21 protein-coding genes are annotated in these 19,730 nt (G+C 62.6%); 7 read left to right on the forward strand and 14 right to left on the reverse strand.

Annotation, left to right across the window (positions count from 1 at the left end; all coding sequences use genetic code 11):
- Positions 1-28: 28 nt before the first annotated feature.
- Positions 29-1,207, forward strand: a complete 1,179-nt coding sequence (locus tag RIE53_08455; protein ID MEQ9104714.1) for a hypothetical protein — start codon at positions 29-31, stop codon at positions 1,205-1,207.
- Here the strand turns inward: RIE53_08455 and RIE53_08460 are convergent.
- From RIE53_08460 to RIE53_08495, 8 genes are all read right to left on the reverse strand, one after another.
- Complete coding sequence (locus RIE53_08460; GenBank protein ID MEQ9104715.1) at positions 1,163-2,596, reverse strand: aminopeptidase P N-terminal domain-containing protein; 1,434 nt, start codon at positions 2,594-2,596, stop codon at positions 1,163-1,165. The genes RIE53_08455 and RIE53_08460 overlap by 45 nt on opposite strands.
- Positions 2,593-2,964: a VOC family protein gene (locus tag RIE53_08465; GenBank protein ID MEQ9104716.1), complete on the reverse strand. Its 372-nt coding sequence runs from the start codon at positions 2,962-2,964 to the stop codon at positions 2,593-2,595. Before RIE53_08465 ends, RIE53_08460 begins: the two co-directional genes overlap by 4 nt.
- Before the next feature lie 66 nt (positions 2,965-3,030).
- On the reverse strand, positions 3,031-3,534 hold the full coding sequence (locus RIE53_08470) for a hypothetical protein (protein MEQ9104717.1): 504 nt from the start codon (positions 3,532-3,534) through the stop codon (positions 3,031-3,033).
- A gap of 4 nt (positions 3,535-3,538) precedes the next feature.
- Complete coding sequence (locus tag RIE53_08475) at positions 3,539-5,641, reverse strand: M1 family metallopeptidase (GenBank protein MEQ9104718.1); 2,103 nt, start codon at positions 5,639-5,641, stop codon at positions 3,539-3,541.
- 41 nt (positions 5,642-5,682) lie between these two features.
- Positions 5,683-6,297 carry a HupE/UreJ family protein gene (locus RIE53_08480; GenBank protein ID MEQ9104719.1) on the reverse strand — a complete coding sequence of 205 codons (615 nt, stop codon included), beginning with the start codon at positions 6,295-6,297 and terminating at the stop codon, positions 5,683-5,685.
- Entirely contained in the window at positions 6,287-7,666 is a 1,380-nt protein-coding gene (locus RIE53_08485) for a YCF48-related protein (protein ID MEQ9104720.1), read from the reverse strand. Before RIE53_08485 ends, RIE53_08480 begins: the two co-directional genes overlap by 11 nt.
- Positions 7,667-7,850: 184 nt before the next feature.
- Positions 7,851-8,651 carry a transporter gene (locus RIE53_08490; protein MEQ9104721.1) on the reverse strand — a complete coding sequence of 267 codons (801 nt, stop codon included), beginning with the start codon at positions 8,649-8,651 and terminating at the stop codon, positions 7,851-7,853.
- Between the two features lie 146 nt (positions 8,652-8,797).
- Entirely contained in the window at positions 8,798-9,781 is a 984-nt protein-coding gene (locus RIE53_08495; protein MEQ9104722.1) for a Gfo/Idh/MocA family oxidoreductase, read from the reverse strand.
- 75 nt (positions 9,782-9,856) lie between these two features.
- Between RIE53_08495 and RIE53_08500 the strand changes: the two genes are divergently transcribed.
- Both RIE53_08500 and RIE53_08505 read left to right on the forward strand, forming a co-directional pair.
- Positions 9,857-10,696 carry a UDP-2,3-diacylglucosamine diphosphatase gene (locus RIE53_08500; GenBank protein MEQ9104723.1) on the forward strand — a complete coding sequence of 280 codons (840 nt, stop codon included), beginning with the start codon at positions 9,857-9,859 and terminating at the stop codon, positions 10,694-10,696.
- Positions 10,697-10,707: 11 nt separating this feature from the next.
- Positions 10,708-11,853, forward strand: a complete 1,146-nt coding sequence (locus tag RIE53_08505; protein ID MEQ9104724.1) for a glycosyltransferase family protein — start codon at positions 10,708-10,710, stop codon at positions 11,851-11,853.
- On the opposite strand, the gene RIE53_08510 is transcribed toward RIE53_08505, so the two are convergent.
- Positions 11,744-12,238, reverse strand: a complete 495-nt coding sequence (locus RIE53_08510; protein MEQ9104725.1) for an SRPBCC family protein — start codon at positions 12,236-12,238, stop codon at positions 11,744-11,746. The genes RIE53_08505 and RIE53_08510 overlap by 110 nt on opposite strands.
- Complete coding sequence (locus RIE53_08515) at positions 12,235-12,543, reverse strand: hypothetical protein (protein ID MEQ9104726.1); 309 nt, start codon at positions 12,541-12,543, stop codon at positions 12,235-12,237. The genes RIE53_08510 and RIE53_08515 overlap by 4 nt, the downstream gene beginning before the upstream one ends.
- A gap of 97 nt (positions 12,544-12,640) precedes the next feature.
- On the opposite strand from RIE53_08515, the gene RIE53_08520 reads away from it, so the two are divergent.
- The gene (locus RIE53_08520) at positions 12,641-13,231 is read left to right on the forward strand and encodes a hypothetical protein (protein MEQ9104727.1); all 591 of its coding nucleotides are present in this window, start codon (positions 12,641-12,643) and stop codon (positions 13,229-13,231) included.
- On the opposite strand, the gene RIE53_08525 is transcribed toward RIE53_08520, so the two are convergent.
- The 3 genes from RIE53_08525 to RIE53_08535 are packed head-to-tail and all read right to left on the reverse strand — an operon-like array spanning position 13,203 to position 15,302.
- Positions 13,203-14,153 (reverse strand): rhodanese-related sulfurtransferase, encoded by a 951-nt coding sequence (locus tag RIE53_08525; GenBank protein MEQ9104728.1) that lies wholly within the window; start codon positions 14,151-14,153, stop codon positions 13,203-13,205. The genes RIE53_08520 and RIE53_08525 overlap by 29 nt on opposite strands.
- Positions 14,146-14,640, reverse strand: coding sequence for a nuclear transport factor 2 family protein (locus tag RIE53_08530; protein MEQ9104729.1), 495 nt, complete (start codon positions 14,638-14,640; stop codon positions 14,146-14,148). The genes RIE53_08525 and RIE53_08530 overlap by 8 nt, the downstream gene beginning before the upstream one ends.
- Complete coding sequence (locus tag RIE53_08535) at positions 14,640-15,302, reverse strand: CDGSH iron-sulfur domain-containing protein (protein MEQ9104730.1); 663 nt, start codon at positions 15,300-15,302, stop codon at positions 14,640-14,642. Before RIE53_08535 ends, RIE53_08530 begins: the two co-directional genes overlap by 1 nt.
- Positions 15,303-15,370: 68 nt before the next feature.
- Between RIE53_08535 and RIE53_08540 the strand changes: the two genes are divergently transcribed.
- Entirely contained in the window at positions 15,371-15,733 is a 363-nt protein-coding gene (locus RIE53_08540) for an SdpI family protein (protein MEQ9104731.1), read from the forward strand.
- Between the two features lie 298 nt (positions 15,734-16,031).
- On the opposite strand, the gene RIE53_08545 is transcribed toward RIE53_08540, so the two are convergent.
- Complete coding sequence (locus RIE53_08545; protein ID MEQ9104732.1) at positions 16,032-18,563, reverse strand: DPP IV N-terminal domain-containing protein; 2,532 nt, start codon at positions 18,561-18,563, stop codon at positions 16,032-16,034.
- Positions 18,564-18,760: 197 nt separating this feature from the next.
- On the opposite strand from RIE53_08545, the gene RIE53_08550 reads away from it, so the two are divergent.
- The gene (locus RIE53_08550; protein MEQ9104733.1) at positions 18,761-19,180 is read left to right on the forward strand and encodes a hypothetical protein; all 420 of its coding nucleotides are present in this window, start codon (positions 18,761-18,763) and stop codon (positions 19,178-19,180) included.
- Entirely contained in the window at positions 19,161-19,730 is a 570-nt protein-coding gene (locus RIE53_08555) for a YceI family protein (protein ID MEQ9104734.1), read from the forward strand. Before RIE53_08550 ends, RIE53_08555 begins: the two co-directional genes overlap by 20 nt.

Below are 19,730 nucleotides of genomic sequence, written 5' to 3' on the forward strand. Positions count from 1 at the left end.
ATATATTCCGGAATTCGCCGCATGGGCCATGGAAAGGGCGCTTTCGGTGGATGGTGGCGTTGGGGGTGGCAGCCTTGCGGGTGGCGCCGGGCGGCCGGTCGTGGTCGTTTCGGGCGGCGTGGTGATTGCGCGGCAACGCGTACAGGCGCTTCGGCAGATCATGCACGGGGATTCGGCGGACCGGGTCGCGCGGATGTGCCCCGATGCCGTGGTGCGGGTGCGCGACGTGCATGTGGAGCGGGCAGGCTGGGAAGCCCTGCTGCGGGCGCTGCACGGGGTGACGCCGTTCATCCATGCCGTCCAGCCGCCGTTCGTGTTTGCAACCGATGTGGAGAAGGAGGTGCTCGGGCCGTGGGCCGCGCGGTGGAGGGTGCAGGTGGGGGCCGCCCGCCAGCGGACGATTGCCCAGTTTGCGGCCATCCGCTCGGCGGTGGGGCATGTGGTCCACGTGGAGCATGGCCGGGAGCAGGCGTTCCTGGACCGGTTCGAGGTGCGGCGACTGGCGGACCTGGGAACACCCCCCGACATGATGGAGCAGATGGAATTGTTCGGGTACCGGACGCTCGGGACCCTGCGCCGGCTGACGGCCCGGCAGATGGCGGCGCAGTTCGGGCCGGATGGCGAGTACATCCACGCCATGATCCACCCGGGAGCCGATGCCCGCATTCCCCCGTGGGTGCCGCCGCCGTCGGTAACGGCCGAGCATGTCTGGACCTGTCCGGCTCCGGCGGCCGAACGCCTGCTCCGGGCCGTCCTGGAGAAACTGGTGGCCAGGGCAGTGGCGGAGCTCGGCGATCGGCGAAGTCAGTACGTACGGCTGGAGATGGAGCCCACCGGAGTCGCAGGGGTGCTGGAGCGCGGGCGCATGCTGCAGGCCCCGTGTCATTCCGCCAGGGCCTTCATGGGCCTGGCCTGGACACTGGTCGAGCAGATGGTGTCACGGCACCTGGAACTGGACCGGATGACGCTGCATCTGGAGGCGCTGCGCATGCCGGCCGTGCATCAGGAGGATCTGTTCGACCAGCGTCCGGTCGTGGACGGAGCCATCCGGACCATCCACCGGCGGTATCCCGGGGCCATCCGGAAAGCGGAATTGCGTCCCCACGCCGTGTTCGATGAGGACCGCATCGAGTTGGGTCCCGTCGGTGTGCCGGACGGGGAGTCAGGGCCGGTTGATACGCCCGATTTCGGCCGCGGTCGTCGGTAAATCCGACGTCAGGATCTCGGCACCGTCGGGCGTAATCAGGATCATGTCCTCCAGGTAATAGGCGTCGGGGCCGTGGATGAACATGGGCTCGTAAGCGATGACGGTGCCCGCTTCCAGCACGGGAAGCGGGGTTTCGGCCGACTCGATGCCGATGCCGTGGACATGCCAGTCGACCCCTGACGTGAGGTGGGCCATGGCACGCGCGAGGGCGGTGCCATGCGAGGCGTCAGCCGCCGCCAACAGATACGCCCGACTGGTCGCACGGACGCTGTCCAACGGCACACCGGGGCCCATGACCGCGATGCCCGCCCGGTAGGCCTCGACCAACAGGTCCCAGACGACGGCTTGTTCGGGGGAGAACTGCCCTGAAACCGGCACCGTCCGGCCGACGTCACCACCGTATTGCCCGGCCTGACAGCCGATGTCGGCCCGCAGCAACTCTCCTTCCTGGACGCGGCGGTCCAGCCCGGAGTAGGACAGGAACGATGTTACCAAGCGGTGGATGTGTGCATTTGCGCCCGCCATCATCCACGGCCAGAAGGACGGGGCCGTGGCTCCAGCTTCCAGGCAGGCCGCGACGACCGTGCCTTCGAGCACACGTTGCCGCACGTCCGGCCGGACAGCGCGCATGCCCTCGAGGAGGGCATGCGCGCTCATGGCCGCGTTCAGGCGCAACTGGGCGACTTCGTCGGGCGACTTGATCCAGCGGAGCCGCAATAGCGCGGGCCGGGCCGATGCCACGACCGCTTCCGGGAAGCGCTGTTCGAGGGCGTTCGCCCAGACGGCGTGACGACCAGCGACCGCGCGCATGTCCGCAGGGGCGCCCGGGTCGTCGGGGCGGCGAGGCGCCGACGTATAGAGGGTATCCACACCGTCCCGAAGCCGCCCCTCGACGTACGGGCCGAAGTGGGACCAGTCGAGGATGCTGGGAATACCGGTCCGGGAGGTGATGGAAGAATCGGTGCGGACGTCGCGATCCTCGAGCGGCAGTCCGAAGGAATGTGGTGCCGGAGGTGCGAAGAGCACTGCCCGACGGGCAGGGCCATCCAGGACCAGGATGGCGGAAGGGAGTTCAGCGAGACCGGTGAGATAGAGGAAATCCGGATCCTGGATCCAGGACGGTTGCTCCATTTCCTTCAGGCGCTCATTGGCCTTGAGGATGACGATCCCGCGCGGGAAGGCGTCGAGCACACGCGCCTGGCGTTCGGCCAGCAGGTGGGGGCGGAACGGATTCGGCTCAGCATCAACGTAGGCCTGGGCAGGTTGGGCCGCAGCGGCCGACGGCCCAGCGGCGGCCCAGCAGAAACCGAGGAAGAAACAGAGTTCCAGGGCGGAGATGGCCAAAGACCCCGCCGGAAACCGGGACCGGAGCCCGTCGCGCGGCTTCATGACTCTTCGTCGTCCTTTGGTTTCTCGATGAGCCCCATGGGGTTGCCCTCGGGGTCCATGATCATGGCGAATCGCATGGTGCCGGTGTTCATGGCCGGAATGCGGACGGTGCCGCCCAGGGACATGGCATGCTCCAGCACTTCCTCGAGGTCGTCCACTTGCACGTAGGCCACGACTTCCGGTACGCCCTCGGGTTCGTGGCGGATGCCTACACCGGTGGGGCCGGCCGAGCCGTCCTGTACGAACCCGTACTGGGTTGCGCCTGCACCACGATGTTCAATGTCCCAGTCGAAGAGCGACCGGTAGAAGTGTTCCAGTTCGGGGCCGTCCTTGCCGGCCAGTTCGATGTGGATGACGGGGTTTCCCATGGCGTTCCGTATTGGGGGTAGACTGGACCGCAAGGTACGGGACGCCGACGGAATGCGCGCCAGGCACTATTCCATTTCCACCGTGAACGCGCGTGCATCCTCCGAGAAATAGAACGACCAGGTCTTCTCCGACGGGAAGTGCTGCAGCTGTACGATGTTCTTCTGGTCGTCGAACGTGTCGAGCAGCAATTCATTGACAAGGGTCAATTCCCGGATGGGAGCCCGGGCCCGGTACTCCAGGAGATACCACCACATGGGCTCCTGACCGGACAGGTCTTCTCCGGATGCCGTGACGACGGCCTGGAGCGTATCGCCGGCGGTTACGGTACGTAACCGCCGGCTGATGTACGCAAGTGCCGTGGAGTCGGCCGCGGGCGTGGAGGCCAGGCGGAATGCCGGCGGTGCTCCATGCCCCGTGAGGGCCTTTTCCAGGTCATCCTGGAAGAACCGGAGTTGCAGGACAGCCACTTCGTTCTCCACCGCCATCCGCCCGTACGATACATGGAAATCGTGCTGGAGCCCGAGCACCAGCAGCCACGCGGGCAGCATCCACAATTGAACGGACAACATGATATCAGTTCTCAGACTTCTGTGACTCTACGTCCGGCGCCGTCCAGGTGTTGTCGTCCATGTCGATGTCGGCGAACGCGGCGTTTGGATCGAGTTCTACTTTCAAGACCTTGCGGTCGGAGAAGAACCCTTTCGTGAACGTCAACTCGTTGGCGCGCCAGACATCGGCCGGAAGGGCCATGAAATCGTCGGTACCATCGTCGTACGTGACTTTGAGGTGCACCGGCATCATCAACTGGCCTTCATTCTGGACCTCAATCCGGTAATAATGGGCACCACGCTCGGACGTGCCGATGAGTGAATCGGCAGGCTGCTCCGTGACCGCGGCCAACTTCTGGTCATTCGCCCACGTCGTGTAGAACCACCCGCGCCAGAACCAATTCAGGTTCTCGCCCGCCGCCTCTTCCATGGACCGGAAAAAGTCAGCCGGTTGCGGATGCTTGAATGCCCAGCGTGCGGAGTACTCCCGGAACGCATCGTCAAACACGTCCGGCCCCAGGATGTGCTCACGCAGCATGAGGAGACCGGCGGCCGGCTTCGCGTATCCATTGTTTCCGAAATTATTCTGGATGAGATCCGATTCGGTCATGATGGGGACCTGCGCCGGATTCTTCATGTAGTCGACAATCAGCGGGGCCGGGCCGCGCCGCGACGGATACGTTCCGTCGGTCGTCTGCGTCCAGATGTCCGTGCCGTTGAACTTCTCGGCATACCGCTGTTCGGCGTAGTACTGCAGGAATGTGTTCAGCCCCTCGTCCATCCAGGTCCATTTCCGCTCATCCGATGCGATGATCATGGGCACCCAGTTGTGGCCGACTTCGTGGATGGTGACCCCGATCAGGGCCCGCTCAACGCCGTCGGTATAGGATCCATCGGGCGCCGGACGCGCACCGCAGAACGCCACCATCGGATATTCCATGCCGCCGACCGGACCGTTCACGTTCACACTCTTCGGATACGGATACGCGAGCGACATCTCCCCATAGGACTCCAGGGTCACGATGGATGCGCGTGTGGAGACCTTGTCCCACAGCGGCATGGCGTTGCGGGGATACAAGGAGTGCACTTTGATGATGCGCTCCTCACCCGGATACTGATAGCCGGCCGCATCCCACACGAATGCGCGGGACGATGCGAACGCGAAATCCCGGACGTCGTCTGCCTTGAAGTGCCAGGTCAGCATGCCGCGGTTCACCGGACGCGAGCCCGGCGTGAGGACCTCATCCGGCCCTACGATGAACAGGGGTTCTTCGGACTGGTAGGCGCGGTCCAATCGACGGATTTGCTCGCGCGTGAGCACCTGTTCCGGATTCTGCAGCTCGCCGGTGGCATCCACGATGTGATCCCACGGCACGGTGAGCTTGACGTCGTAGGAGCCGAAGTTCAGGTAGAACTCGCCCCGGCCGAAGAATTGCTCGGTCTGCCAGCCGTTCACGTCATCGTAGACGGCCATGCGGGGAAACCATTGGGCGATGAGGTACAGCCATCCATCCTCCACCCGCTCCTTGGCTCCACGGGCATTGTCGGGGATGCGGAATGACCAATCGATGTCGAAAGCGACCTGTTCGCCCGGGTTCAGGGCCCGGTCCAGGTTGATGCGCATGATGGTGTCCCGGATGCGGTATTCGGCATTGACCAGCTGTCCGGAGGCATTCACCAGTTGGACGCGGGTGATGTCGTATCCCCCGTCAAACTGTTCTACGCCAACGAATTGCCGGAACGCGGGACTGATGTTCTCGGGCAGGGCCGCCTCCATCTTGTAGGTGCGGCTGTTCTCGAGGGAGCGTACGTTCTGATCGAGCTGCACCCACAGGAAGGTGAGCGCATCCGGGGAATTGTTGTGGTAGGTAATCCGCTCGGATCCGTGGAGCCGGTGCTCGTCCGTGTCGAGACGGGCCTCGATGACGTAATCGGCCCGCTGCTGCCAGTAGGCCTGGCCGGGCGCACCGGATGCAGCGCGGTACTGGTTGGGATCCGGCCACGAATCGATGGGGCGGAAGGAGGAGTGGTTGCCGCTGGCAATATCCCCTTCAATGTTCCGCCAGTTCTGGCCGGATACGGGAAGGGCGATCAGTACAGCGACGAAAAGGGCAAATAATGATTTCATGACGGGCGTCAGGCTCGTTGGGCAGAATGGGAGGACGCCGCTCAGAAAATCATGGTCAGGGTAGCAAGGGCAACGCAGCCGGAAACAAAAAGTCCCCAGGTCCGGCTGGTGAGCGGAGACAGGCGCGTAATGAGGCTTCCAGCGACGATTACGACGCCCAGGATGACGATCTGGCCGATTTCCAGACCCACGTTGAAGGACAGGAGCGGCAGGAAGAGACTCTGCTCTCCGCCGAGGACTGCACGGAGGAAGTTGGAGAATCCCAGACCGTGGATGAGTCCGAAGAAGGCGGCGAGCAGGTACTTGATGCGCCACGTCCGGTGGTGGAACGGGTGGGCCGGGTCGGGGTGGTTTGGGTTCCCGGCTGAAAGGATGCCCTCGCCGATGTTGTAGAGGGCCGTCGCCAGGATGGTCAGGGGGATCAGGAATTCGACGAGGTCCGAGTCGACCGTTACCAGGCCCAGTGTGGCGAGGGCGAGCGTCAGCGAGTGCCCGAGGGTGAAGGCGGTCACCAGGATGAGCAGCTGGCGCCATTCCTTCAGCCCGTACATGGCGGCCAGGGCGACCACGAACAGGATATGGTCGTAACCCGCCAGGTCCAGGATGTGCTCAAGGCCCAGCTGGAAGTAGACGGAGAACGCGGTGTTACCGAACAAAAACCACCTGTTTCATTTCGGGGGAGCTGCCAATGTCGACGAGGACAAAGTACGTTCCGCTGGCTACGTCCTGCCCGGTCTTGTCCTTGCCATTCCACGTGAACGTGTAGGATCCGGCGGGTTGCATTTGCATGGCGCCTTCGTACGCCAGTCGTCCAGTCACATCGATGACGGAGAATCGGACCTGGGCGGGTTCATCCAGGGTGTAGGGCAGGTTCACCTGATCCGTGAACGGATTCGGGTAGCTGGTGCCCAACGTGAAGCGATCGGGCACGGCTTCGCCGAGTTGGATGTCCGTTCCCACGGAGCCATAGCCGGAAATCCGGTAGGTGCGCTGGCCGATCGCGTAGGCGAGCGACTCGTTGACCATATGGAACCGGTTGATGGCGCCGTCCAATTGTCCGGTGTCCGTGGTCTGGTTATAGTGCTGGAGTTGCTGCCATGTGGCACCGCCGTCCGTGGTCAGGGATGTGACACCACGTCCGCTGGCCCAGCCGATGTCCGGCGTGATGAATCCGATGCCCTGTAATCCGGCACTGCTGACACTGCCCGTGACATTCAACGGGGCCCAGGTGCGGCCTCCGTCCACGGTTTTGAGGACTTTGGCGTCCAGCTGGGACGGGTTGTTGATGGTTTCTACGGAGATATAGCCGACTTCAGGGGTAGGGAATGAAATCTTCCATCCCCATTCACCGGAGACGGACGGCCCGCGCGTACTCCGGTAGACGCGGGTCCAGGTCTGGCCGCCATCCTCGGTCCGGATGACCACGGCGTCGCCGTCGAGGCTCGAACCGGTGCCACCGGTGGCAATCCCCGTGTTCTCGTCGAAGAAATGGAGGTCAACCAAGGTGGATGCGACGTCGGCCACCGATCGTCCGGTCCACGTGATCCCTCCGTTCACGGTTTTCACGACCGTGGGCGCACCGTGGAATGCACCTACACCGTACGCGACATCGGCTGAAACGGCTACCATGCCACAGATTCCGTCCGGAAGCTGCCCTTCAATCCGGTGGGAGATGTTGGTCCAGTGTTCGCCGCCGTCCCGGGTTTCCCAAAGGACACTTCCCGGGGTGAAGACGGAGCCCGCCCATCCCACGCGTTCGTCAATGAAGGCCGTGGACCGGAACGCTACGGACGTCTCCTTGAGCTGCAGCATCCAGGAAAATCCAGCGTCCGGGGTATGCCAGATTTCACCCCGGGTGTTGACCATCCATCCCTTTTCCGGATTCACGAACTTGATGTCGTCGAACCGGCCGTCCGCTACGGGCGCGAAGCGCACGCGTTCCCAGGTGGGCACGGTTGTTGGGACGCTCTGCGCCAGAATGGGCAGCGGGGTGAGGACGGCTGCTCCAGCGGAAAGTCCGGTCACGGCAATCAGTACATAAGAACAGAGTCGACAAACAGGGCGGATCGTATCGGTCAGGCGCATGGACGCACGGGAAAAGATTGGATGGATCGGCAAGCCGGATTCAATCCTTCAAATTACTGTGTTTCCCGCCGGAAAGAAGGGCAAAAATCACGGCCTCTGTCAGGTATGCTACCCGCCCTCGATCCTAGCGTCTGATGGCAAATCCGGCACCGATCAGGAAGTCCGGCATCGTATCGGTCAGCCCGAAACCCGTGTATACATCCAGTTGGAAGGCGGGACGGATGAGGCTGGTCACGCCGAGGTTGAGCTGCAGACCCGTATCGATCCCGTCCTGGAAGCGGGCCAGGGCTTCCACGAAGCCGTTCAAGCCGGCAGTGAGGCCGAACCCCGTGGACAGGGACGACTCCAGGATGCTGTCATTGCCCCGGCCGACAATGGCGCCGCGGATTTGTCCGCTCATGGATACCCGCTCGTTCACGGCGCGGCCGGCGGTTACGAGGGCAGATGGATCCAGGCGGTCCGATGTGAACGCGGCATCGCCTGTGGGCAGCGAAAGGGCGCCGATGACGGCAATGTCCCATCCGGACAGGGTGGGGCCCAGTTGGTATTTCACGCCGACGGACGCATCCGAAAAGCCGTTGGTATCCCCGGGATCATCCATGGACAGGAAGGACGGGACACCCAGGCGGAGTTCCAACCGGTCCATCAGGCCGTAGCGGACCAGGAGTTCGCCGGCGGCAAGGGTATTGAACGCGGAGGTGGTGGCGTACGAGAGGCCGCCCTCCAGTTGAAGCATGCCGGCCGGGACGGAGACCGGGCTTTCGGTGAAATCCGGACGATCCGTAATGAGGGGGGTGGTTGGCGGCGCAACCTGTGCCGTGGCCTGGGGTGTGGCGAGGAAGGCCGGGAGGGCCAGGAGCAGCGTCAACAGTCCGCGGAAGTACGTCCGGGACCATGGCGTCGTAGAAAACAGCGTTGGTTTCATGGGAGAAGCGAGGACTGGATGAAAAGGGCACTGGATGAAAAGGAGGCTGCAACGGACGTGAGGCGCGTCCGTTTTAGTCAAGGCTAAACCGGGGTAAGGGGCGGGATGTTCCGAGGGGGCACGCGCCGTTGGTGCCGAGAAGGAAGTCAGATGTAGGAGTCGGTTCCGGATGCGGCGGCGATGTCCAGCATGATTCCCACGTTGGCATGGCCTTCCGTGGTTCCGACTTCCGGCGGATGTTTGCCCTCGATGGCTTCCACGAAGTCGTTGAACAATCCGTCGAACGGGCGACGGGTGTCGTGGTCAAACGGACCCGTGTGGGTTACGATGCGGCCTCCGCCGTGCCGGCCCATGGTGTCTTCGCAGGTGGCCCATCCGGCATCGCCGTAGAGTTCCACGCGGGAAAGGGACGCGAACTGGACCGATACGCAGAGTTCGGCGGTCGCGCCGGAGGCGAACTGAAGGATGGCCACCGTGGTCTCGTCATGCGCGCTCCCGAATTTGGCGTGGCTGTACACGGACCGGATGGACGTGATGTCGCCGCAGGTCGGGGCCATGAACCACCGGATCTGGTCAATACAGTGGGTGCCGTTGGCCGCCAGGCTCCACCACCGTCCGGTCTCCGGTGCGCCCCGCCAGTTCGAACCGTCGGCGGCGGCGAAGGTCCACTGGATGCGCATGTGCCGCAGGGTCCCCAGTGCCCCGTCCTGGACGTGCCACTGGAGCGCCCGGTGACCGGTATGCCACCGCATGTGATACGCCATGGCCAGCATGACGTCGTTTTCCCGGCAGGCATCCGCAATCGCCCGGCACTCCTCCAGGCTCGTGGCCATGGGCTTCTCCAGCAGGATGTGTTTGCCGGCGCGGGCGGCCGCCACGGCCTGGGCGCGATGCAGGCGGTCGGGCGTGGCGATAATGACCGCATGCAGGTCGGGATCCGCCAGCATCGCGCCCAGGTCCGTATGGACGGGCTGCTCCGCAGCCAGTCCATGTCGCTTCGCGAAGGCGGCCGCCCGCCCCGCGTCGCGGCTGAGCACACTCCAGAGGCGCGCCCGGTCGTGGGCACGGACGGCCGGGGCATGCTGGTCGTCCGCAATGCCGCCCGGGCCGAGGATTCCGACGTTGATCATGATGCGTTAACGGGATGGTAATGATGAGGTCCAACGCGCGCACCAAGTTACGGTCGCACCAACAAGCGAGCGAACGTGCGCGTACGAACCATCTGGATTTCCGACCTGCATCTGGGCAGCCGGTACGCCCGGGCGGCCGACGTCCTGGACTTCATCCGTACCTGGGAGTGTGAACACCTGTATCTGGTCGGGGACATCTTCGACGGCTGGGCGCTGACCCGCAGCTGGTTCTGGCCACAGGAGCACAACGATGTGGTCCAGAAAATCCTCCGATACAGCCGCAAAGGCACGCCCATCACCTACATTCCCGGCAACCACGATGCGTTCGCCCGGGAATTCCTGGACCTCCAACTGGGCAACATCCGCGTGGAGCCCTCCGCCGTCCACACCCTCATGGACGGCAGGCGGCTTCTGGTCCTGCATGGCGACGAGTTCGATGGCATCATCCGGTTCGCGCCCTGGTTGCAACGCGTGGGTGCGGTGGCGTACGGCATCGCACTCGGATTGAATGAGGTACTGAATCGCATCCGCACGATGCTCGACAAGCCGTATTGGTCCCTGTCCGCCTACCTGAAGCATCGCACAAAAAAAGCCCTGCAGTACATTGACCAATTCGAAGAACTGGTAGCCGAAAAAGCCCGCACACACGGCGTGGACGGCGTGGTCTGCGGGCACATCCACCACGCCGAAATGCGGGACATCGACGGCGTGTCGTACATGAATTGCGGCGACTGGGTGGAGAGTTGCACGGCGCTGGTTGAGCACCTGGATGGCCGCCTGGAGATCGTCCGGCACATGGCCGAACCCACCACCGGGACATCCCGTTCAATCGAGCGCGACCCGAACCAGATCGAGATGTTCTACGAAGGCGACGGCCTTCCGGCGAACGTGGCCAAACCCATCCCCACCCCTTGACCCGCCCCATCATGCGCGTATTGTTCTGTATACAGGGAGAGGGACGGGGCCATATGACGCAGGCCATCGCGCTTGCGGAATGGCTCCGGGATGCCGGGCATGAGGTGGTCGCAGCGCTGGTCGGCAATGCGGACGGGCGGACGCCACCGCGCTTCCTGTCCGATGCCCTTGCCTGCCCGGTGGAAGCACACGCCAGTCCGGTCATCAAGCTGGACCGGGATTCCCGCTCCCTCGACGTGTGGAAAACGACTACGTTCGCCCTGCGTCGGCTCTGGACGTACCGGAGGAGCGTGGCGCATCTGGAAGAGCGGATTGCCGCATGGCATCCGGATGTCGTCGTGAATTTCTACGAGCCCCTACTGGGTCTGGCACGGCACGTCCGAGTGCCCATCGTGGCCATTGCGCATCAATACATGTTCCACCACCCGCGGTATCCGTTCGCCGAGGGAACGTGGTTCCAGCGTCGGTCCATGCTCACGTTCACGCGGCTCACGTCGGCCACCGCCACGCGACTCCTGGCACTCAGCCTGTATCCGGGCGAGGACCTGCCCGGGCACAACCTGCGTGTGGTCCCGCCGCTGCTCCGCAAGGAGTTGTTCGCATTGACCCCCCGGCGCGTGGAGCCGGACTATCTGCTGGTGTACCTGTGGCGCCCCGAACTCCTGCCGGAAATCCGCGAGTGGTGTGACGATTGGCCGCGGTTCCGGGTCCATTGCTTCCTGGAGCATCCCGAGAAAGCCAAGGATGACCCCATCCGGCCCAACCTGACGCTGCATCATCTGGATGCGGACCGGTTCCTGCAGATGATGGCGACGTGTTCGGGTGTGGCCACCACGGCCGGATTCGAGACCACCGCCGAGGCCATGTACCTCGGGAAGCCGCTCCTCATGGTTCCGACCCACATCGAACAACAGTGCAACGCCCGCGATGCGGCGGACATGGGTGCAGCCATTGCCTGCCCCTCATTCGACCTGGAACGCCTGGAGCACATCACGCCATCCGATCAGACGGCGTTCAGGGCATGGGTCGCTTCTGCTTCCGAGGTCTTCATCCAGGAGTTGGAGCAGGTGGCTGGCCTGCCGACGCGTCCTGATCCCGGAAAACGCCCGCAATCACGCGCCGTCGGTGTGCAAAAATTCGCCCCAGTTGCCAGCTGACGGCGGGATAGACGAGGTCGCCCAGGGGTGAAAGCGGCAGCTTCCAGCGCACCCGGTCGGTAATGAGCGTCCGCCCCTCTTCCTCGCGGAACGAATGGGTATGGATCCACTGCGCGTACGGGCCCTTCAACTGGGTATCCTCGAACGAATGAGGAGGATTCCAGGCTGTGATTTCGGTCCGCCAATTGAACGGAATGCCGGCCAGACGCAACCGGTAATCGATCAGCGCGCCGACTTTCATGTCGATGGGTTGGGGCGAAAGGATGCTGAATTTGAGTTCGTTCGGCGTAATCCGCTCCAGGTTCGATGCGTCGGCGAAAAAGGCAAATACCTCATCCAGCGGCCGGTCAATCCACTGTTCGGACTCCAATACGTGTTCAATCATGTGCGTACGCGAGATGCGAGCTTGCGGGCCCGCTCTTCATTGGATTCAGGTTCGTACACGTCGGGATCGTCGAGCGCGACCTGGGGGTCTATTTTCGGAAGCGCATCCCACGACTGGCTCGTGACGATGGCCTCGAGGTTGCGGATGCGCTCCACGAGCCGCTCGTTTTCTTCCGAGAGCGTTTTGAATTCGTGTTCCAGACTGGAGGTGGAATCGCCCAGTTGCAGCTGTTTTTCCCTGAACTTGAGCCATTCGGAAAAAGCGCCGACCAGGATGGCAGCAAGAGGAATAAGGACCCAGATCATGTGGTGCAGGGGGACGCGTGGAGACGAAGCTTTGTAAAAAATATACGCCGGAATTCGCGCCGGGTTGTACCATACGGAAACACAAACCCTTCCTGCCATGACACTCCGGTCTTCATTCGCGCTCCTCCTTGTCCTTGCCATGTCCACGTCGGCGTGCGCACAGGCCCCTGACGCCCGCCTCATTGCCGAGGCCTTGTCTGCAGCTCCTGCCTCCTTCCATGACGTGGCCACCATCTATGGTTACAACGATGACGGCACGTATCGCGTCATTCGCGAAGGCACTTCCGAGTTCTATTGTGTCGGCGACGATCCTGCGCGGGAAGGGTTCGAGGCCTCCTGCTGGCAGGGTGCCTTGAATCCGTATCTGGTCCGCGGACGGGTGTTGCGTGCGGACGGCATGGCCGGGATGGAAACGGTGAACGCCCGGGAAGCGGAAATCGAGGCCGGTACGCTGGCCTGGTTCGAGGGCTCGGCGACCCAGTACATCCGGTACGGGGACGAAGCCTACTACGACGAGACGGCGGGTGAGGTCGTGGGGTCGGAGCTCCGGTACGTGGTATACGTGCCCTATGCCACGCCCGAATCGACCGGCCTGCCGCTCGAACCCATGACACCCGGTGGACCGTGGTTGATGACGCCCGGTTCGTTCCGGGCCCACATCATGGTGCTGCCTGTTTCCGCTCCATGAGGACGCGGGCCTCGTGTCCGATGTGTGCCTCGCCGCGTTCTTCGGCCAATTGGATTTGTCTCTGACGCTCCCGGAGCCGTTCGCGGTCGGACTCGCTCCGTTCGTGCGAGCAATGGCGGCAACTTACACCTTCCTCGAACGATTCGAGTGAACGGTCTTCTTCCGTAATGGGCATGCGACAGGCGTGGCACATGTCGAACCGGCCGGGCTCGAGATCATGATTCACGGTCACACGACCGTCAAACACGAAGCACTCGCCGTTCCACCGCGTACGTTCTGCCGGAACCTCTTCCAGGTATTTCAGGATACCCCCCTGCAGGTGGTACACCTTTTCGAATCCCTGAGCCCGCAGATAGGACGTCGCCTTCTCACAGCGGATGCCTCCCGTGCAGAACATGGCCACCGGCCGGTCCTTGCGCCCCGCCAGCTCCTTCTCGACGAACGCCGGAAACTCCCGGAAGGACTTGGTGCGGGGGTTGACCGCACCTTCGAACGTGCCCACGGTGACTTCGTAGTCGTTGCGCGTATCGACCAGAAGCACATCCGGGTCGGATATCAGTTCGTTCCACTCGGACGGCGGCACATACGTGCCCACGATCAGGTTCGGGTCCACGCCCTCCACGCCCAATGTGACGATTTCTTTCTTGAGGCGCACCTTGGGGCGCAGGAACGGCATGTCGTCGGAAACGGACTCCTTGTGGACGAGATCGGCAAATCCGTCGACGGCCCGCACCGCAGCGAGCACGTGGTCCACGCCTGCCTTCGGGCCCGCAATCGTGCCGTTCAATCCCTCGTGTGCGACCAGAATGGTTCCCCGGACCTTCGCGGACTCCAAGACGGTCTGCAGGTGTTCGCGGACCGCATCCGGGTCGTCAATGGAATGGAATTTGTAAAACGCAGCTACGGTGACGGGCTCAGTCATGCATCTTGGCCACTTCGCGGGCCACTTCGTTCGGAATCAACATGGTCAGGTTGTACTGCGCGACCTTCCATCCGGATTCCGTGAGCAGCAGGACGCCCGAACCCCGCGTATTGCCCAGGTTTTCGTTGTAGAGCCGTTCGTCGAACCAGGCGACGTCGCCTTTCACGACCACGTGCCGCTCCTTCATTTCATACGTCCACCCGGTCCCCGTGGCGAAGCGTGCCCGGGTATACTCCTTGAAATCGGCGATCGGCCAACGCTCGCTGGCGTCCGTTCCCAGGAAGACGGCATCATCCGTGTACAGCGCGAAATACGCATCGAAATCGGCGCGGGAGGCCTGTTCGTGGATCTGGTCCAGAACGTGGTTCACCGCATCCTCAGGCGACTGGGCCTGCGCCGGTATGGCAGAAGCAAACCAGAACGTGGTGGCCGTCAACAGGGCAACGCCCAGTCGGCGGGCGGGAGAGAAGCTGAAAGAGCGCATCATCAGGAAAAATCCTCCGCTTCAAAGCCCGCGTCACGGTGCGAACCGTCACAGAAGGGCTTGTTTTTTGAGTTTCCGCAGCGACAAAGGGCTGTCTTGGTGCCTTTCCATCGGATTTTGCCGCTGGCAGCGCGAATGGCCAGGTTGCCCTGGACCAGGAGCGGGCCGTTCCGGGACGGGGTGACCTTGAGCGGGCCACCCAGGGATTCCAGACCGGGGCCACATTCACCAACGGCCCCGGGATCGTCGAATGCGATTTCCTTGTGACTGTTGTCACAGAACGGCTTGTTCTTCGACTGGCCACACCGGCACAGCGCGGCCCGATAGGCTACACCGGGCATATCGGGTTGGGCCCCCGCCACGTCCAGTTCACCCTCCACGTACAGCGGGCCGTTCGGAGCGACCGTGACGGTATTCTCCGGGGCCGGGGATTCCTGGATCGTGCCGTTCTTGTCCATGGTCGCCAGTGCACCGGACGGGCAGCGACGCACGATTTCGTCCACGTCGTCAACGGCCACCAGGTCCGGTTGCCCCCAGGGCTTGCGACCGTACTCGAACAGCGGACTGTTGGCCCGGACACATTCACTGGCATGGATGCAAAGCCGGCCGTCCCAGGTCACTTTGCGTTCTTTTCCTTCAAATTCGAGTATGGGATTGCGGGGCATGATGCGGGGTTGGAAGTAAAAGTTGGCAATTCGTACAATCTAAGCCCAAGCTCGAACGATGCAAACCCATGCCCATCGACCCTATTCCGTTCACACTGGTCCTTGAGGGCCTGATCTTTCTCGTTGCCGCGTGGATTTCCGCGCGGTTTCCGGCCCGGAAAATCAATCTGACGTACGGGTACCGGACGAAAGCCTCCATGGCCAGCCAGGAACGGTGGGATTTTGCCCAGGCCTATGCGCGCCGAGAGATGACCCGCGGCGGACTGTACCTCATTGCCGGTGGGTTGGTGCTTGCGACGCTGCCCATCCCCGGTCAGATCGTGCTGGACCTGATCGTTGTACTTGGCGGGACCGTCTGGGTGTGTGTATGGCTGTACCGCAAGACCGAGGCGGCCATATCGGCCCGGTTCGACAGCGGGCACGCGTCCTAGAAGGCTGTTGAAGAAGTGGAGGGCCCCTCGAGCGAGGGTCTTACGAGGCGCAGCGGGCCGACATCGGCCCGGGGAAGGGCGACGACGCGATGCAATTGTATCGTGGAGGAGCCATGACAAAGTATCCGCCCGTAACCCCCTCGCTCCCAGAGGGTTCGGGCGGCATGACATCATCTTCGGTGTTGTTCCTCCTATGAGTAGCTATGGCTACGCAAACGTCGGAACGCCTTGAATCAGATGTCATGGCGCTCCGAACGAGGGGTCCTCAACTTTTTCAACAGCCTTCTAGCGGGCCGCGTCAACGGCCCTGCGGCTCCTCCCGGTTCAACTGGATGATGTCCGCGTTCCAGTTCGTCTCGCCCAGGAGGTGCTCGACGAAATACTCGGCCCGCAGCCAGAACCAGTAGTCGGACATGTTGCCGTAGCCGTGGCGCTGGCCAGGGAACAGGAAGAAGTCGAACCGCTTGTTCGCCTTTATGAGCGCATCGGCCATGCGAATGGTGGCGGCCGGGTGCACGTTGTTGTCCTCGTCGCTCGTGACCAGGAGTAGACGCCCTTTCAGGTTCTTGGCCAATTCCTGATTCGTATCGATATCGTACTTGAAGCTCACATCACCCGAATCGCTCACCACTTCCTCGACGCCGTGGTGGTGCTCCGACCAGTTCCGGTTGTAGATGGTGTTGTCGTGGTTGCCCGACGATGATACCGCCACCTTGAAGAAGTCCGGATAGACGAGCATGGCTGCCGTCGACATGAAACCGCCACCGGAGTGGCCGTAAATACCCACGCGGTCCAGGTCGATCCAGTCGTGCCGGTCGGCCAGTTGTTCAGCGGCCGCCTTCTTGTCGGCCAGCCCGTAGTCGCGGAGGTTGCCATAGCCGTAGGTGTGGTACCACTTGGAGCGATCGGGATGCCCGCCCCGGTTGCCCACCGTGACCACGATCATCCCGAACTGCGCCAGGGCCGTCTCGTAGGGCGCGGTCGTGAACATTTTGGCCACGGCTTCCGTCTGGGGGCCGGGGTACACGTATTCCACAATGGGATACGTGCGCGTGGAGTCGAAATCAAACGGCTTGTACATGACGCCGTACAGGTCGGTAATGCCGTCGGCGGCCTTCACCGTGTAGGGTTCCGGGAAGCGGAATCCGGCCGCGAACAGGCTCGAGAAGTCGGCGGTCTCCAGGTCGACAACCGTGCGACCGCTGGCGTCCAGAACGGTGGACCGTGGGACCTGGTCCACACGGGAGAAATTGGTGACGAAATAACGCCCTGATTCAGAGGCCGATGAGCGGTGATCCCGATCACCCGGATTCAACAGGCGCAGGTCCGATCCGTCAAGCCCCACGCGGTACAGATGTTGGTAGTACGGGTCTTCGCCAGACTCCCGCGCATTGGCCTGGAAGAAGACATGTCCCCGGTCTTCGTCCACACGCTGGACACCCCGGACCGACCAGGGTCCCCTCGTGAGCCGGTTCCGCAGCGTTCCGTCGGCGGCGTAGCGGTACAGATGGGCCCATCCGTCGCGTTCCGACCACCAGATGAAGTCGCCATTGGAGAGCAGGTCCGGGGTTCGAACGTCGATGTAGGTATTGAAGCGTTCCTCAAGGACCACGTCAACCTGTCCGGACGCCGCGTCCGCGCGCAACAGGTCCACGCGCTTGTGGTCCCGGCTCATCCGGTACAAGAGGAACGAGCCCGGGTCGTTGGTCAGCCACTGCGCGGAGAACGGACGCTCGTCGCCAGCATAGCGGAACTGGGGCGCTGAGAACACGGAGACTTCCTGATCGACCCACAGGCTGTCCTGAAGCGCCCAGACCGAGTCGGCCACCACACTGCCCACTTCGAGGTGATACTGGGCCACGTTCTCCTCACCCGGCAGTCCGTACTTGTAGGTCTCAAGCTCAGGGCGCTCGTTCCCGACCGAATGGATGATCCAGAGGTCGCCCACCTTCCGGACGTCCATGCGCATGACGGTGAAATACTCCGATCCAGGCGACCATACAATCGGCGCGCGCTTGCGGTCATCCTTCTTCTTCTCCACCTCCTGCGCCGTGTCGCCGTGGTGCTGCCCCAGCCGCCACGTGCTGGCCACGTAGGAGAAGAACTCCTCGCCGTCATGGGTGAGCTGGATTTCTTCCACTTCTACCTTCTTTTCGGCTTCATCCGCCTTGTCCCCGGTCTTTCCGCGTCGGGCATCGAGGATGCGGACGTAATCCTCGCCGCTCATCTTGTACAGATTCTCGTGCCGCGCGAACAGCACCCACGCGCCGTCGGGTGACACGGAGGCCCACGACGGGTGGTTGTCCGGCTTTTCCGGATCGGTCAATTCGCGGAGGACCTGTGCGCGACGGTCATACTCGAAGTAGAAGACCTTGTCGCGCATCTCCTTTTTCTCGGTGACCGTGGAATCCTGCTGGGTATTGCCGCGCTCTGCTTCCTCCGACGGAACCTCTTCCTTCTGCGACGACGTCACTTCGAAACGGATGGTGTTTGCATCCACGAATTTCAGATTCCGGATAGGGAGATGCCGGGCTTCGAACGGGTCCCGTACGATCCGGGTGATTTCCGCCGCCATCCAATCGCGGTCGAAGAGTTCCGACTTGGTACCGCGAACCGGATCCACCAGGCGCCAGTGCGTTCCGGTAGCATCGTCCCACTCATACCAGAACGACTCGCCGCCCTCTATCCAGCGCGGATTCACGCTGGTCGAGTGGACGAGGTCGCTCATCCGGTAGGGGGCGAACCGGGCAGCCAGGTCCCAATTGACGGTCTGGGCGGTGACGGGCGTTGAAAGGGCCAGCAGGATACCGGCAAGCAGGAGGCGGCGCATGGGGATCGGGTATGTATCTTTGAGAGCAATGGATAATAAGACCCGCGAACGCTTCCGGAAACTTTCGCGTCTTCGGAAGTGACGCGGCGCTCGGAGTGAATGAAAAACAGGGTATTGATTTTTACCCTGTCCCATACGTGATTTAACCAAGGCTAAATAGTACGTTGCATCTGTTTGTTGATCAGTCAATTATTACCATGAAGGCCACGCCACTTCTGTTGCTCCTGTTCATGCTGGCTGCCTGCTCCAGTGAGACCATCGACAATACGGGACTCACGGACCCGGACCCTGATCCGGATCCGGAACCGGTCCAGGTATCCTATGCGCAGGACATCCAACCCCTGTTCAACGCATCGTGTGGCGGGGTCGGGTGCCACATCGGTCAGGCCACGAACGGCGTATCATTGGGATCCCATGAACAAGTGACCACGTCCGTGGGTTTCCAGTACGGGACGCCAGTGGTCATCCCGGGAGATGCAGCCGGCAGCCCGATCATCGACAAAATCTCCGTGAACCCCCGATTCGGCTCCCGCATGCCGCTCGGAAGGGCACCGTTGGAAGCCGCCGACATCAATCGTGTACGAGTATGGATAGAACATGGCGCGCCGAATAATTGAATTTGCTGTCCGGGTCCAGCTGCTGGCCCTGCTGATGACGTGTCTGGCCCCTGACGTGGCTGCACAGACGTTCATTACGCGGGAAGGAACCGCCACCTTCGTATCGGAAGTGCCGCTTCACGAATTCGAGGGCACGTCCTCGGCGCTGAATGGCATGGTTGCCCTGGAAGATTCCACCGTCGATTTCTACCTGGACCTGGAAACCCTGGAGACGGGCATCGGCAAGCGGGATCGGGACATGCGGCTGACGCTGAATACCGATGAGCACCCCTTCGGTGAGTTCACCGGGAAACTCGTGTCTCCATTGGATGTGGGTCGGGAAGTGCCACAGGATGCGGTTGTGCGGGGCACGTTCACCATTAATGGGGTCTCCCGGGAGGTGGAAATCACCGGACAGTTGGAGCCTGTCGGGGAAGCGCTCCGGCTCACCGCCGCGTGGACGCTCCGACTGGAGGACTACGACATTGAACCGCCGAGCCTTCTTTTCATGAAAGTGGACTCGGAGCAGGATATCCGAATTGACGCGGTATTGCACACCCGGGACCCATGA

This window comes from Rhodothermales bacterium (assembly GCA_040221055.1).
In the GTDB taxonomy this organism is placed as follows: Bacteria; Bacteroidota; Rhodothermia; order Rhodothermales; family UBA10348; genus 1-14-0-65-60-17.